The 14,026-nt window shown below is 40.5% G+C and carries 13 protein-coding genes and 1 pseudogene; 10 read left to right on the forward strand and 4 right to left on the reverse strand.

Going from position 1 to position 14,026, the window contains the following annotated elements; genetic code table 11:
• The coding region (locus KTG12_RS15760) for a transposase (RefSeq protein WP_216945478.1) at positions 1-91 on the forward strand (91 nt) is incomplete at its 5' end.
• A 117-nt stretch (positions 92-208) separates the two neighbouring features.
• Here KTG12_RS15760 and KTG12_RS15765 read toward each other — a convergent pair.
• Complete coding sequence (locus KTG12_RS15765; protein WP_075967698.1) at positions 209-496, reverse strand: HU family DNA-binding protein; 288 nt, start codon at positions 494-496, stop codon at positions 209-211.
• A gap of 129 nt (positions 497-625) precedes the next feature.
• On the opposite strand from KTG12_RS15765, the gene KTG12_RS15770 reads away from it, so the two are divergent.
• Genes KTG12_RS15770 through KTG12_RS15780 form a run of 3 tightly spaced genes read left to right on the forward strand, consistent with a single transcriptional unit; the run spans position 626 to position 2,355 of the window.
• A complete protein-coding gene (locus KTG12_RS15770; protein WP_216945470.1) occupies positions 626-1,549 on the forward strand; it encodes a DNA-protecting protein DprA in 924 nt (307 codons plus the stop codon).
• Positions 1,531-2,025 (forward strand): hypothetical protein, encoded by a 495-nt coding sequence (locus KTG12_RS15775; protein WP_216945471.1) that lies wholly within the window; start codon positions 1,531-1,533, stop codon positions 2,023-2,025. Before KTG12_RS15770 ends, KTG12_RS15775 begins: the two co-directional genes overlap by 19 nt.
• A 48-nt stretch (positions 2,026-2,073) precedes the next feature.
• Positions 2,074-2,355 (forward strand): phosphoribosyltransferase, encoded by a 282-nt coding sequence (locus KTG12_RS15780; RefSeq protein WP_122334225.1) that lies wholly within the window; start codon positions 2,074-2,076, stop codon positions 2,353-2,355.
• Between the two features lie 58 nt (positions 2,356-2,413).
• Here the strand turns inward: KTG12_RS15780 and KTG12_RS15785 are convergent, their stop codons facing one another.
• The 3 genes and pseudogenes from KTG12_RS15785 to KTG12_RS15795 form a co-directional block, all read right to left on the reverse strand.
• The gene (locus KTG12_RS15785; protein ID WP_139322632.1) at positions 2,414-3,712 is read right to left on the reverse strand and encodes a hypothetical protein; all 1,299 of its coding nucleotides are present in this window, start codon (positions 3,710-3,712) and stop codon (positions 2,414-2,416) included.
• A gap of 161 nt (positions 3,713-3,873) precedes the next feature.
• Positions 3,874-4,140: an HU family DNA-binding protein gene (locus KTG12_RS15790; protein WP_075967702.1), complete on the reverse strand. Its 267-nt coding sequence runs from the start codon at positions 4,138-4,140 to the stop codon at positions 3,874-3,876.
• A gap of 147 nt (positions 4,141-4,287) precedes the next feature.
• Positions 4,288-4,897 (reverse strand): annotated as a pseudogene (locus KTG12_RS15795) (transposase); the annotation flags it as partial.
• A gap of 205 nt (positions 4,898-5,102) precedes the next feature.
• Here KTG12_RS15795 and KTG12_RS15800 point away from each other — a divergent pair.
• Genes KTG12_RS15800 through KTG12_RS21810 form a run of 6 tightly spaced genes read left to right on the forward strand, consistent with a single transcriptional unit; the run spans position 5,103 to position 13,940 of the window.
• On the forward strand, positions 5,103-5,255 hold the full coding sequence (locus tag KTG12_RS15800) for a hypothetical protein (RefSeq protein ID WP_167369898.1): 153 nt from the start codon (positions 5,103-5,105) through the stop codon (positions 5,253-5,255).
• A gap of 40 nt (positions 5,256-5,295) precedes the next feature.
• On the forward strand, positions 5,296-6,459 hold the full coding sequence (locus tag KTG12_RS15805) for a tail fiber domain-containing protein (RefSeq protein ID WP_216945472.1): 1,164 nt from the start codon (positions 5,296-5,298) through the stop codon (positions 6,457-6,459).
• Positions 6,460-6,493: 34 nt separating this feature from the next.
• Positions 6,494-6,874, forward strand: coding sequence for a hypothetical protein (locus tag KTG12_RS15810; protein ID WP_075967703.1), 381 nt, complete (start codon positions 6,494-6,496; stop codon positions 6,872-6,874).
• Positions 6,875-6,890: 16 nt separating this feature from the next.
• Positions 6,891-12,932 carry an FG-GAP-like repeat-containing protein gene (locus KTG12_RS15815; protein ID WP_216945473.1) on the forward strand — a complete coding sequence of 2,014 codons (6,042 nt, stop codon included), beginning with the start codon at positions 6,891-6,893 and terminating at the stop codon, positions 12,930-12,932.
• A 22-nt stretch (positions 12,933-12,954) separates the two neighbouring features.
• Positions 12,955-13,644, forward strand: coding sequence for a hypothetical protein (locus tag KTG12_RS15820; protein ID WP_122298658.1), 690 nt, complete (start codon positions 12,955-12,957; stop codon positions 13,642-13,644).
• Between the two features lie 17 nt (positions 13,645-13,661).
• Positions 13,662-13,940 carry a hypothetical protein gene (locus tag KTG12_RS21810; protein WP_087880710.1) on the forward strand — a complete coding sequence of 93 codons (279 nt, stop codon included), beginning with the start codon at positions 13,662-13,664 and terminating at the stop codon, positions 13,938-13,940.
• Positions 13,941-14,026: the final 86 nt, after the last annotated feature.

Here is a 14,026-nt window from a genome sequence, read left to right on the forward strand (position 1 = left end):
AAACACATTTTGGACAGATGGTTACTTTGTGTCATCAGTCCAAAATGTCAGTCAGAAAACTATCAAGAAGTACATTGAAAACCAAGGATAGCTGCGCTATACCGCATTTTTCATCCCCTAAACTGAAGATTTAGGAGTTTTAAAATGCGAAGTTCTATAAGGGAAGAATGAATCCCCCTTTCTTATTTGTAACCTTAATGTTGTAGTCTTAGTCGAGTTCGAGTTTCGAAATAGTCTTGACAAATTCCTTGGCCGGTTTGAAAGCCGGTATTTTGTGTGCGGGAATGATAATGGTTGTGTTCTTGGATATATTGCGTGCTGTTTTGGTTTTTCTCTCCTTACAGATGAATGAACCGAAGCCGCGCAGATAAACATTTTCATCCTTTGCTAGTGATTCTTTGACGATTTCCATGAATGATTCAACCACGGCCATTGAGGCTTGTTTGTCAACTCCAGTGCTTTCGCTGATAGACTTTACAATTTCTGCTTTTGTCATATAAAATATAATTTATCGTTATTCTATAACAAAGTTACGTTCAATGTGTTAAATGAGCAAATTATCTTTTGGATAATTCTTGTTTTTAGATTTATTTTGCATGAGAGAATAAAACCAAAGGACATAGCTATGAAAATGAATATCAAACAGCAATATTTATTGAGGTTGTTGGGTTTGGAGAAAAAAGGCGCCTTGACAGACTTTGAGGCATTTGCCTTGAAGGGGAATCTTGATTTCAGGAAAGCTTCAGCCGTGGCAGATATGCTTGTCTGGTATAGCAAGGAAGCCGGAATCCCCAAGCTGGCGAAAGTGACCCGGAAGAGAGTGATGGATGCTGCGGAAGATGTCAAGACTGCATTTGATATGCTGGATATGTTGGAGTGCGGTTGTGTGAGTCCTTTTGACAAGGTGTATCCAAATGGTTTCTTTTCGCTTTTGGATATCAAGCATCATGTTATCCATCCCCCGTATCTGTTTTGTAAGGGTAATGTGGATTTGCTGCTAAAGATCCGCCTCTCTATGGTAGTCTCTCAGGCATTCTCTGAAAATGACGAAAGTCTGACAGAAGGTATTATACAGGGGCTGAAAGATATCGGAGCGTTACCTCTGATACCTGTAACTAACTTTATGTGCAGGAAGCTGGTACGGCATTGTATGAACTGTGGTATCATTCCTGTATTGTTGTTGCCAGGCGGTCTGGACGGATTTCTGCTGGATGCCGACAATCTCTATGCGGACATACTATGTGATGTCATGGAAGCGGACGGGTTGCTTGTGACAGTCAATCCTCCCGGTGTCAAGCAGTCCAAGCCAGTCGTGATTAAGACATTGCTTCATGTTGCCGGGTTTTCCCCGAATGTGATTACCTATTATACGTTGTCTGAAGGTCAGTCCGACACGATGTTTGAGTCCGCTATTGCCAACAAGATGCAGGTATTTGTGCCGGACAATTTGGTTAGCTCCGGAACATGTCTGAGTCAAAATCCTGTAAGTAAGAGGAAAGATGTCGTTTATTTAAAGCAAGGGTTTAAGATATGTGGATTGTTGCGATAACAGGATTCTGCTTCGGAATTGCGTTCGCCGGAGTTGTGTACCGTTTGCGGATGTGGAATAATGCGGGCAAGGAACTTCGTGCCCGGAAGGCTCTTGAGAAGGCTGTGCGTTGGATTTTTGAGCGTCGAACGCTCAAAAATGAGTCGCTTGACGCCTTGTTGCTGGAGTCGGTCGCTTGTGGTTGTCATTTGGATGACCTTCTTGAGCGTCGTATTGCGTTGTTCACTACCGAGTGCTGTTATCCTCCGGGAAAACCCTTTCATCTGTTTGGCATTACGATGGCTTATTTGTATCCCTATCTGCCCAAGGATCGTCAGCTGTTGGAGGAAGATCGAATGATAGGAGAGAAGCTGTATAATTTTAAAAGAGGTGAGTATGTGCCCGGTTTGGAAAATGAAATTTGTGCGTTGTTTGAGCGGCTCGGCCTTGAAAAGGGTGGTTACACGCTGTTGTGTATGCCGGCGAGTAATTGGTAACGGACAGAGATCCGTTACCGGCGATTGAGCAGTGATTTGAGCACACGTATGAACTGGACCGATGGGTTTGGTACGTTGATCCCAGTCTCGCGGGAACCCGTTCATCTCACCGGCAGACGCCGTCCCATGGGAACGGAAGACTTTATGCTTGACAAACGTATGCTGAAGGGGAAAAAGATTGTCCTGTTGGATGACCTGCTTACTACCGGAATGACCGTTCTGAGTGTTGCCTCCCTGCTTCGTGATGCCGGCCTGACACCGGTAGCCGCCGTCTTTGTCGGAAGGACAATTGAAAAGGCCGTCAGATGGCAAGATCTGGCGGCCCGGTGAACAAAAGAAAGATTTTAGAATGAAATATGTCTGCTGATTTCCAAACAGATAGAATCTGTTATTTAACGTATGGCTTTAGCTGCTTTTCCGCATAGTTCTTGAGCCATTGTGTGTAGGTGTTGTCCTCCATGGGGAGCCATTCACCTTCGATTCTATGCAGTGTCCCGTCCGGGGCAAAGGAATCCTTTCCTGAATACACCACCTTGTGTAAGGTCATGTTGTCCGGATTGTAAATGGCGTAAACCCGTTCGACGCAATCCCGGCATTCAGCACCGTAAGAGAAATTCCGGTAGCAGAGGATGATATACGTTGTCTCTCCGATTCGTTGTTTGTCCACGACGTCTATGGAATGCGAACGCAGATTAGTGTTGCCGTCGCAGGTAAATGTCAGGTATTTCATCGCGTTGATGTCCTTCAGGTGCATCAGTACCATAAATGTGCCGTTTGCGTCCACCTGTTGATCGTCATTCATACAGTTCGCCACGCAGATAATTTGGTCGTTTCCCCTTGCTGAATTCGAGAAAGGGAAAACCTCCAGTATCTTCTTGCCAGGTAGCTGTGCACTTGCAATCTGTTTGGCTTGTGATACTGTGAATACGGGTAGGTTGAACTGCTCGATCCGCACCTTCGCATCCGGAACATATTTGGAGTTCGGGTATTTCTTCACATACTCCTGCAGCTGGACGATGTTTTCGCCAATTGATTCATATGCCAGCCTGTCGCGGATGTCCTTTACCTCATTGGTGTATTTCCCGGTCGGGTACCGTTCGAGGAACTTCTCACAGTTATACACGTCTAGCTCGTCCTGCAGGGCAGTGTATGCGGCTTCGCGTCGTAGGGTCTCTGCTTTCTGCCGGAGGTTGTCATTCTTTATTTCCCGGATAAAGCTGTCAAGAGACTGCAGGGTGTTCTCTTTGGCAGCATCATCATACATGCAGTGCTCGATACGTTCCAGTATTTTGCTGATAGACAATCCAAAATCAAACAGATAAGCATCGGCTTCTGTCAGTCTTTCTCCTCTGGAGGTAATCTTCAGAAGGTTACGGTATGCAGTGGTAGGGCTGTATTCACCGGTTGATGTTTGTGTACGCAGATAGCAGTCGGCAAGTTCATACACTGGATATAATTCCCAGTGATCCTTTTGGCTTATTTCCTTCATTAGGTTTTTTGCCTTAAGGAAATCTCCATCTTCCACCGCTTTGTATACCTTGTTTATCTTACCTTTGAACGGAGTAGAATCATGCACTTTATCGGCTATGTCTATCATTCCCATATGAGCGTTTGAAATATTGCTGTGGGCGAATAAGGAATCGGATAGCAAAAGTGCCATGCTAAGGATTTGGTATTTCTTTTTCATACATGTCCATTTTAAAAAACCATATAGCCACTATGAATGCAGCTATATGGTTACAAAATTAAAAATCTACTATTATGAAATGGATGGGTTTCCACAGTCGGTTTCAGCTTAAGCTGATGAACATTGAAAGTCATCCTTCCGGAAAAAGGCGAAGCCAGTTCTTAGAACCAAGCGTCTTTGCTTGCTTTGAACTTAACAACTTTGCATTCCGGGATTTCAACCTTTTCTTTTGTTGCAAGATTAATACCTGTACGGGCTTTACGCACGCTCGGAGCGAATGTTCCGAATCCATGCAATGTGATTCTGTCTTCTTGCTCCACTACAGATTGTTTGATAAGATCAAGTGTTGCTTCCAAGGCATTTTGTGCCTGTTCGTTTGTAATACCAGCTTTTTGGGCGATGCCCTTAATTAAATCCGCTTTTTTCATATTTTATATTTGGTTAATGATTATGTACTTGCAAAAATAGGTTATTATTTTTAAAATCAAAACATAACAGTCTAAAATCTACTGGATTAGAACGTACTTTAACATTCGTGATAACAAATGGTTGCCATATAGTAACAGGTTCAATTATTTCAGGTAATGAATGTCATGCACACTTGCCTTGGTAAGGTCAAAGGAATGGATGACTCCACTTAATCCGCGGACCGCGTGGAGTTTATATCCGTAATAATATACTCCTTGTGATGCGCAGTATCCGATTGACGGTGCTTTCTCAAAATTCTTCTTCCCCATACTACAATGCTTGGAACGGGAAAAACGGCATACTTCTATCGGCTTAGAGTCAATGCAGAAACAATCTTCGTCTCCGTCGATTTCTTTGGCCATTCTTTCACGGATTGTATTGCATAGGGATGAAGTGATTTTACGCCTGTCATTGTATAGTCTGCGGGATATAAGATTGGGAATCTCAAACTTATGTTCCTGCAACTTTGCAAACAACAATGACTCACTGTCAATGCCAACAGCTTCCGATGTCATATTCAATGCCACCATTTCAGGTCTGAGAATCTTGGAACCACCCCTCTTCTTGGCACATTACCTAATTCATTGACTAAATTACCGGCTACTTGCTTGCATATGTTTAGAAATTTTGCGAATATTGCGTATAATATTTGTCTATTAAAAGTTTGGTAACCTTTAATTTTCTAAATACCAGAAGTATGCACAACTTTTTATACATGAATATTTTATCAATTTAATTCCGCCAACGGGTTAGTGTTAGCATTCCGATAGCGGATATGAGTATTGTTCGGTTCATAATAATTGTTGTTCTTAGTTCGACAAAGCCATAAAAAATACGTGTATTATGAAAAATATGATGTTTTTATTATGTTGCTGTTCTTACTTTAAGTTGTCATTTGCATAAATTTTAATACTAAAAAGAGATGAGTAAATTAAAAAAGTTATCTAAATCAGAGATGAATGTCATAATTGGTGGCGAAAGTAATCACAGTAGAAGCGGTGGTAAATGGGTGTATGATTCAAATACAGGTAAATGGTATTGGGGCGAGGTTTGTGATTCGATTGAATCTAAATGATATAATGACAAAGAGAGTGTTAATATTAATTAGGAAAGTTATGAAGGCAATAAAAATTTTTTCGTGTTTGATTTTAGCAAGTTTATTTACCAATGTTAATGCCCAGTTACGGGTTCTGTCGGATGGACGTGTGCAGGCGGGGACATTTATGCCGAATCAAGATTATGACAATATTATGACTTTTCAAGTGTTGGGAAAATATGGGGATATGCATGCTGGTGCAAAAATGCCTTTTGGTGATTTCGGAAGATATCAGAATCAGTCTTTAAATGTTTTTCTTGGCGAGTATGGAACGACAGATAGCGATCAGCTTTGGTTACATGGGAAATTAGGTGTTTTTCTGACAGCTACCGGTTATGCCAATAAGGTGATAGCTTATTACAATCCTGCTTCAAATAGTAATTTCGTTTTTAATACAAACCTTGTGGTGAACGGTGTCAACATCACTTCGGATGTCCGGTTAAAGGATAATATTCAATCGATAGAAGATCCATTGGGAACACTTTCTCAAATAGATGGGGTATCTTATACTTATCGTTTGTCTGAAATTCAGGAAGCCCGTGAACCCGAAGAGGCTGTATTTTCAGGAACGTCAAACTCTGAGATATCAATATCTGGTGCTACTTCTTCAACTGATAATACTGCTGTGACAGCAAAGGATGTAGAATATCAGCGTCTCCAACAAGAAATAGATCAACGGGAAGCTGCGGAAGCCAACCGTAGGCGGATCGGTTTTCTTGCTCAGGATATCCAAAAGGTTTTACCTGAACTGGTTCAAACAAACGAAAAAGGAATCATGTCGATTGACTATACCGGCTTTATTCCCCTGATAGTGGAAAGCTTAAAGCAAATGCAACAAACTATTCAAGATCAGCAGAAAGAGATCGAAACACTGCAAAGTCTTTTACCGGCTGAAACAAAATCCATGTTTCGGTCCACATCCAATGAAGAGGTGAGCGTGGTCGAGGGAGCGAAACTATTTAACAGGGCAGGTGCTTCCGTTTCTTATGCATTGCCGTCAACTTATAATACCGCCGATCTGAAAATCTTTGATATTTCTGGGAAATTGTTGAAAAAAGTCGTCTTGACTGGCAACAACAGCATTGTTGAAATCAATCCGTCGGAGATAGGGCTTGGGACATTCGTCTATACGCTTTTTGTTGACAATAAGAAAGCTGATATATTGAAAAAGTTTATTAATTAGAACGATTGACTTTGAATAATAATGTAAGATCGGTATGAAGAAAAATATATTTATCAATGCCTGTTTTTTATTGTTTTTACTGTTTTGTTTTTCAAATTCGATAGAGGCAGTGGAACCGGAAGATACCACACGAGTTTATTCTGCTCGTTCATGCGTGAGTGTGTTTGAAAATCAAACAGTCTCATCTTCGCGTACCATAGCAGGTTGTGATTCTCTTATCGTGCGTGGTGTGACGGTTTCTGATGTGGGAAATTTAACGCTTACGGCTCCAGACTATGTGGTTCTTTATGGAGCGTTTGAAGTGGTTCAAGGGGGAATTCTTAGTATTAATGAGAAAGAAGAACCTTTGATCTTTAAATTTTCTTATGATGCGGCAGGAAATAGAATTTTGAGGCAGACACAGGCTGTTCAATAAAAGATTGATATAAATTATGAATAAACATATAATATGCATACTGTTATTTTGGGTCGTTTCTGTATGTGGGATGTCTCAGAATACATCGAATATCTCCGGTTCTTTCGATATTGGTCCTGTCGGCAATGCTACCTACAATATTCCGGTTGATTTACCTTCTGGTACGGCAGGAGTTAAACCTGATGTATCTATTGTCTATAATAGTTTTTCCGGAGATGGAGTTATGGGAAAGGGTTTTTCTCTTTCGGCTATCTCTTCCATCACAAGGGTTAATTCGACTGTATTTCATAGTGGATATATTAGCGATATAGAGTTTGATGATACGGACAAATATATGCTCGATGGAAATCGTTTGATATATGACGGGATGACACAGCAATACAGGACAGAGATAAATCCTTATTCACAAATAAAGATATTTTCACCGAATACATCTTCTGCTCATTTTGAAGTGCGGACAAAAGATGGTTTGATTATGGAATATGGGAATACTACGGATTCCCGATTATGTGCACAATCTCCTCACACGGATCAGGTTGCGTTCTGGATGTTAAGCAAGGTGAGGGATCGTGTCGGTAATTACTACACATATACTTACGATAAAGATGAAACGAATGGAGAAATTCGTTTGAAACAGATTGATTATACCGGAAATGCAGGCAGTATGCCTTATTGTACAGTTAAATTTGTTTATACAAGCCGGAACTATGATGTTAATTTGAATTATATTCAGGGTAGCAAATTTAAAGAAAGCAAACTGTTAAGTGAAATCGGTGTTTATTATGGTGCATCGTTATATCGTAAATACTCCATGACTTATAATTATGATGGAAATGATTTCACCTATCTTTTATCTAAAATAACAGTGACTGGCCTTAATAATGAAGTCCTGAAACCGATTGTGTTCGATTGGTATAAGAATACGGATTATACACATGAAGAGGTTATTCATGATCAATCGACTAATGCTCAGAACTATATAAACAAAGCTTATATCTCTTTAGGGGATTACAATGGCGATGGGAGGACAGATCTTTTGGCTACGCCTATGGAGGATGCCGATTGGACTGGTTGGAAATTGTTTTGTGCAGATACGGATGGAAATAAATTATCTTATTTCGGAAGCGGGACTCTTCCGGAAAGATATAAAGAACCGGTAGCAGGTGATTTTAATGGAGATGGAATTACTGATTTTTTGGCTTGCCGGGAGACCGTTTCTAAAAGTTTTGCTGATGAAGAAGAAATACCTGCTGTTTCAGGAGATTCATTATCGAGTGACTCTGAAGTAAGTCTTGCTTCTGTCACTTACTATAATTATTTTATTTATTATGGAACGGGAAGTGGTTTTAAGGCAGGTCCTGCCATTACTACCGAATCTCGTCCTCATAGTGTCCGGGTTGCAGATTTTAATGGTGACGGAGCAATGGACTTGTTCATCTATTATACAAGTAAAAACGGATCTGAAGATTATAAAATATATATGTCAGGCTATTCTTCCGGAACTATGACTGCATTTAAAACAACTTCGACCGGGCGAATCCTGTCGGAGATGAATTGGGATCAAGTCGAGGTTTGGGATTTTGATGGTGACGGACTGGCCGAGATTATGAATTTGCGGGATGATGGCTATGATTACTTGGATAATAGCGGGAATGGTTCTATGTATCGAACCCGTACCGGAAGCTTGCCAACGAAAAAACACAAGATCTGCTTCGGAGATTTCAATGGTGACCGGAAAATCGATTTGTTGTTGACTGGTTGGAATAATACGGAATGGAGTGAATGGTTGACTCTGTTGTCGACCGGGGCTGAATTTGAGAGATATTATTTCCCTAAAAAATTCGCGGCATATTCTAAGGATATATATGTGTGTGATCTGAATGGCGATGGTTGCGATGATTTTTTTGCGGTTGATAAAACATCAAATCAATTAAGCGCTCTCAAATGCTTTATCGGATATGATAATGGCCGTAACTTTAAGGAATATGCGAGTGTTACCACGTATGGATCCGACAAATGGAATTTTTATCCTATAGACACGAGAGGAGATGGCAAATTGGGATTTTTAGTCGTTTCAGCACCTTTTACCTGGAAAGGATACCAATTGTATATGCCGAAGGCCGATTTATCCAATTTGTTGAAAACTGTAACGGATTCACATGGTAATGTGACTACTGTCTCTTATAAAAAAATGGCCGATTCTTCCGTCTATGCGAAAACATTGCCAGTTGGAGGCTCGGCCGATGTTTCTGATTATGACTGTATGTCTTTTACTGCACCATTTAAGCTGGTTTCAAGTGTAAGTGTCAGTAACGGTATCGGAGGAATGAACACGATTTCATACAATTATGAAAATGCAAAAGTCTTTAAACGAGGACGTGGCTTTTTAGGCTTTACGAAGACGATCATGAACGATCAAAGTACTTCGGTAAAAACAACTATTACACAAGAATTTTCTGATACCTATTGTCAGGCTGCTATAAAAAATGTGGAAAAGGTGCATGTCCCGACAAATCGGAAATTGATGCAATCTGATTATACGAATACATTGGTGAAATTGGAGGATGTATTTGGAACTTTTGCTTATCAGGCCACATCATCCAAAGAGCAAATCTATGAGCCGACCGCAAACAAACTGATTCAGTCGGTTTCAATGGATTATGCCTATGATAAATATGGTAATGTATTGATGCAGACGGCTACTTATGGGAATGGAGATGTGCAGAAAGTTACGAATACTTATAGTAATAATACGACGGACTGGATGATTGGTTTGTTGACCAGAAGTGTGAGTGCTAGCACGGTGGGAGGAAATTCGTTAACAAATACAGTCGATTATGTGTATAATAATACAAACGGGTTGTTGCAAACGCAAACAGTCGAACCGAATCAGGCTGCTTATAAATCGGTAACTACTTATGCTTATGATACATTTGGGAATGTATTAACTAAAACTGTGACAGTAGGAAATGTATCTCGATCTGAATCTTATACGTATGAAAACGGACGGTTCGTAAAAACGCACAAGGATGTGTTAGGGCAGGTTACGACTTCTGTTTATGATCCTGTCTCGGGGTTACTGTCTTCCAAGACAGATATAAACGGGGATGTAACCTCTTATACCTATGACGGGTTTGGAAAAATAAAAACGATGTCTCAAAGTTCGGCTTCCGATAATTCCATATCTACCGGTTGGACTTGGAGCAATGGCAGCCCTGCAAACTCGATGGTTTTGCGTACTGAAACAACGGGAGACGGTCAGGTTGTGAAGACTTGGTATGACGCTATGGGACGGGAAATCCAAACGAGTCATAAAAACTTTTCCGGTAAAGAGGTGTACACGACAACATCGTATGATGCGCAAGGGCGTGCCATCAAAGTGTCTGAACCGTATTTTTCCGGTGGAGCATCATCTTCTGTCCAATACCACACAAGCCAATATGACGACTATGGCCGGATCAGCAAACAGATAACACCATTAGGTACGATCTCATATAATTATTCAGGAAACCAGACGACTATTGTTGATGGAACAAAAGGATATACGACTGTTCGGGAAACGGATGCCGGTGGTAAATTGAAGACTGTAACCGATCCGGGTGGTAAAATAACCTATACTTATGGACCTACGGGTGATGTCGCCAAGGTCGTTTGCGGCTCGGCCGTTTATTCAATGGAATATGATTTGTTAGGCAGGCGTACGAAGTTGGTAGACCCCAATGCCGGAACTATCTTGTATGAATATGACGGTTGGGGGAATCTGAAGAAGCAAACGGATGCTCGCGGAGAGGTTGAAGAGTATACTTATGAAAATAGTGGTCGGCTCCAGTCGTATAAAAGAGGGACGGAAACTTTTTCTTATGCATATGACCCTACTTATAAGGGACAGGTCGGTTCGATCACTTATGGTGGTGCCAAAACAGAGTTCCGCTATGGTACTTACGGACGGTTAACTTCTAAAATAGAGACTGTCGATAATCGTTCTTTCCAGTTTTCATACGTTTACAATAGTAAAGGACAATTGGAAACAACGACCTACCCGAATTCGAAGTCGATAAAATACGAATATGTCAATGGCGATTTGTATAAAATAATCTGGCAGCCGAGCCAAACAACGGTTTGGCAAAAAAATGACGAAAATGCCAAAGGTCAGGTTCTGACAACTGCCCTGGGAAATGGTATGCAAGGGATTTATGCTTATAATACGATAGGGGTTCCTACATCAATAAAGGCTACAAAGGAGACGACATCTTTATTGAATATCGGCTATCAAAATATAGATGCTCGTGGTAATATAATGAATCGCAACGAGCAAAGCTCTTCCCAAAGCGAGAATTTTACTTACGACAGTATGAACCGTTTAACAACAGGGGTTGAGTATGATGAGAATGGCAATATCCTGTTCAAGGCAGATGCCGGAACCTATCAGTATGAGGCTTCCCATCCGCATGCGATCAGCAGCCTTTCTCCCACTTCCAATGAAGTGTTACCGAAATTGGATTTATCCGTGACTTATAACAGTGTCCGCTTGCCGGTACGACTTTCCGAAGGGGATAAGACTTATACGCTGACCTATAATGGTGAGAATAGTCGTGTGAAAAGCCAATTTGTACAGAATGGTTCGACCGTATTTACCAAATATTACTGTGGACCCTATGAAGAAATCCAAAAAGGCGGGACGACCCGTAAAAATTACTATATTTACGGCGATGGACAGATTGTGGCTGTTTATACGGAAGGAACGTCCGATGCCGGAATGTATTATTTCCATAACGACCACCTGGGATCTCCCTGGTTGATAACCAATGCTTCCGGAAACGAAGTGCAGCGACTGAATTTTAATGCTTGGGGGCTTAGGCGCGATGCTACGAATTGGGATAATTATTCCGATTTACCGGAGATGAAGTTCGATCGTGGTTTCACAGGACATGAACATCTGGAAATGTTCGGCTTGATCAACATGAATGCGCGTTTGTATGATCCTGTGTTAGGACGTTTTCTAAGTCCGGATCCAGTTATCCAGATTCCGGAGTTTACACAGTCTTATAATGGATATTCGTATGCGTTGAATAATCCGTTGTCGTATAAAGATCCTAATGGGGAAAGCTTTATACTTGTAGCAGCTATTATTGGTGGTTGGATCGGTATGGGTACAGCAATGGTTTCCAGTGACAAGGGTGGCTGGGGATTGGCTGGTGATATGTTGAAGGGACTGTTTGTCGGTGCTGCATCGGGTGCTGCTGGTGCTTGGGCCGGAGGTGCTGTGGCCGGATCGATAACAGCTGGAGGTTTTATCAATGGTAGCCTTTCTGGTTTGGCTGGTGGTTTCAGTGGAGGTTTTGTCGGTTGTTCTGGAAATGCCTGGTTGTCTGGTGCTGGTTTTGGTGCAGGCTTGAAGGCGGGACTGATAGGAGGAGGTCTTGCTGCTGCTTTTGGTGGTGTTTCTGGAGGGTTGATCCGTGGTTTTTCGGATATGGCGAAAGGATATAGTTTTTGGGATGGGCGTAATACCTCTGGATTTGTTATTGGCACATCGGCAGATGGAAATGTTATGAAGCAAGCGGAAAATTATAATTCAAGTATCTCTGCTGATGTAAATGATGATATATTAAAAAGTCGATATTTGGAGGAATTTAATATAAAGGAAGGAGATCTTGGTATAAAAGAGATTACAACGAAAGCGGGGAGAAATATAGGCATGTCTCAGAATGGAGAATTTGTAGATGTAAGGGGGGTGAAAATGTCTGGTTATATAGATCGATATACAACAGGGAAGAGTACTATCCATATCTCTCATAAATATGTGATGGGAGATATTGTTGACTTTAGAGCTGTTGCTGGACATGAATTAACTCATTCTTATCATGCTCATTTTTTTAAGAGTAAGTATGTTAAATCTTTTTCAGAAAGTGTCGCTTATAGATATACGGCACAAGTTTATATGAATGCAGGTCGATATCAAATGGCGAATAGTGTGATGAATATAGCAAAACAATATGGATATTATCCCCAGTCATATAGTTTGCAAGGAAAAATTAAATCAATGTGGTTTTATTAAATTGAATTTTAAGTTTTGAAGAATGGATCGTTATCTTGTTAGTCAATTTGAATTAGAAAATCCTTTTCCGAAAATCGACATATCTTGTTATTTGGAGATATTTGATAAGAAAAATGAATATTATATTACAATTGTTGAAAATGGGGATTGTGATAGGTATATCTTGTTTTTGTCTTTTGGAGTCATTGAATTTGAGGAAGACAAGATCATATTTAAAGATATTCGGACTGGATGTGATTTGGTGATGACTAAAGTGGGCAAGGAACTTTTTGTTAATAAAGGATATTACTTTATGAAGAATAAATGTTTTATTGACCGGGGAAAGTCTAACTATTCTGAAAATTATTCAATGTTGGATATGAAAAAAGAATGTCAGAGAAAAATAAGGAAAAATAATTCTTATTTGAATGCCCTGAATTTAAATCAAATACCATTGCAGTTGGGAGATTATAAGAATGGATGTGTTCATATTGATTTGGATATAGCTTTTTCTTATCGGATTTATTATTTGGTTGGTAAAACTAAGATTTATTTGTCTTTAGGGAAATGGGCAAAACAAGGAAATAAGTTGTTATTACAAGATTTGTCTTTAGATTGTAATTTCGTATATTTAATCAAGAATAATTATTTGTATTCTATTTATTCTCCCAATGAAATAAATGATACGGATCGTTATTCATTGGATCGACTGTTCCCTTTTATTATGCGATAGTGTATTGAGCGGATGACATGAGCCTGTATGGAATGGAACTGGTTGTGGCATTGGTAAAACAGAAGACGGTGAAGGATGGCGGAAATGCTTTGGCGTTAACGGATCACCGGAAGCCGTCATTACTTGGTAGCAGTTGCCATCATATCGCCGGCGATATGCTTTGGATCGGTGACACAGCAAATAGGGAAACGGGGACGGTTGCTTATTTGTCTGCTCCAGTCGGTGATAAAATACCACCGGTGTGGTTGAGGGCACTGAAAAAGTCATCACTATTCAGTCCCCGACAGAGTACCTAAAAAATAGAGTTCGCCAATTCCTTATCCGAGGTTTTGACGAACTCTAATTTTTATTGATTGGTCGGTCGGTTATATGGTCCTGTATT

It is taken from the genome of Parabacteroides sp. MSK.9.14 (assembly GCF_019041495.1).
Classification (GTDB): domain Bacteria; phylum Bacteroidota; class Bacteroidia; order Bacteroidales; family Tannerellaceae; genus Parabacteroides; species Parabacteroides merdae.

Excerpts from the sequence above, each read along its gene's own strand:
- KTG12_RS15765 (WP_075967698.1), bottom strand. The coding sequence starts at position 496 with ATGACAAAAGCAGAAATTGTAAAGTCTATCAGCGAAAGCACTGGAGTT.
- KTG12_RS15770 (WP_216945470.1), top strand. The coding sequence starts at position 626 with ATGAAAATGAATATCAAACAGCAATATTTATTGAGGTTGTTGGGTTTG.
- KTG12_RS15775 (WP_216945471.1), top strand. The coding sequence starts at position 1,531 with ATGTGGATTGTTGCGATAACAGGATTCTGCTTCGGAATTGCGTTCGCC.
- KTG12_RS15780 (WP_122334225.1), top strand. The coding sequence starts at position 2,074 with ATGAACTGGACCGATGGGTTTGGTACGTTGATCCCAGTCTCGCGGGAA.
- KTG12_RS15785 (WP_139322632.1), bottom strand. The coding sequence starts at position 3,712 with ATGAAAAAGAAATACCAAATCCTTAGCATGGCACTTTTGCTATCCGAT.
- KTG12_RS15790 (WP_075967702.1), bottom strand. The coding sequence starts at position 4,140 with ATGAAAAAAGCGGATTTAATTAAGGGCATCGCCCAAAAAGCTGGTATT.
- KTG12_RS15800 (WP_167369898.1), top strand. The coding sequence starts at position 5,103 with ATGAGTAAATTAAAAAAGTTATCTAAATCAGAGATGAATGTCATAATT.
- KTG12_RS15805 (WP_216945472.1), top strand. The coding sequence starts at position 5,296 with ATGAAGGCAATAAAAATTTTTTCGTGTTTGATTTTAGCAAGTTTATTT.
- KTG12_RS15810 (WP_075967703.1), top strand. The coding sequence starts at position 6,494 with ATGAAGAAAAATATATTTATCAATGCCTGTTTTTTATTGTTTTTACTG.
- KTG12_RS15815 (WP_216945473.1), top strand. The coding sequence starts at position 6,891 with ATGAATAAACATATAATATGCATACTGTTATTTTGGGTCGTTTCTGTA.
- KTG12_RS15820 (WP_122298658.1), top strand. The coding sequence starts at position 12,955 with ATGGATCGTTATCTTGTTAGTCAATTTGAATTAGAAAATCCTTTTCCG.
- KTG12_RS21810 (WP_087880710.1), top strand. The coding sequence starts at position 13,662 with ATGAGCCTGTATGGAATGGAACTGGTTGTGGCATTGGTAAAACAGAAG.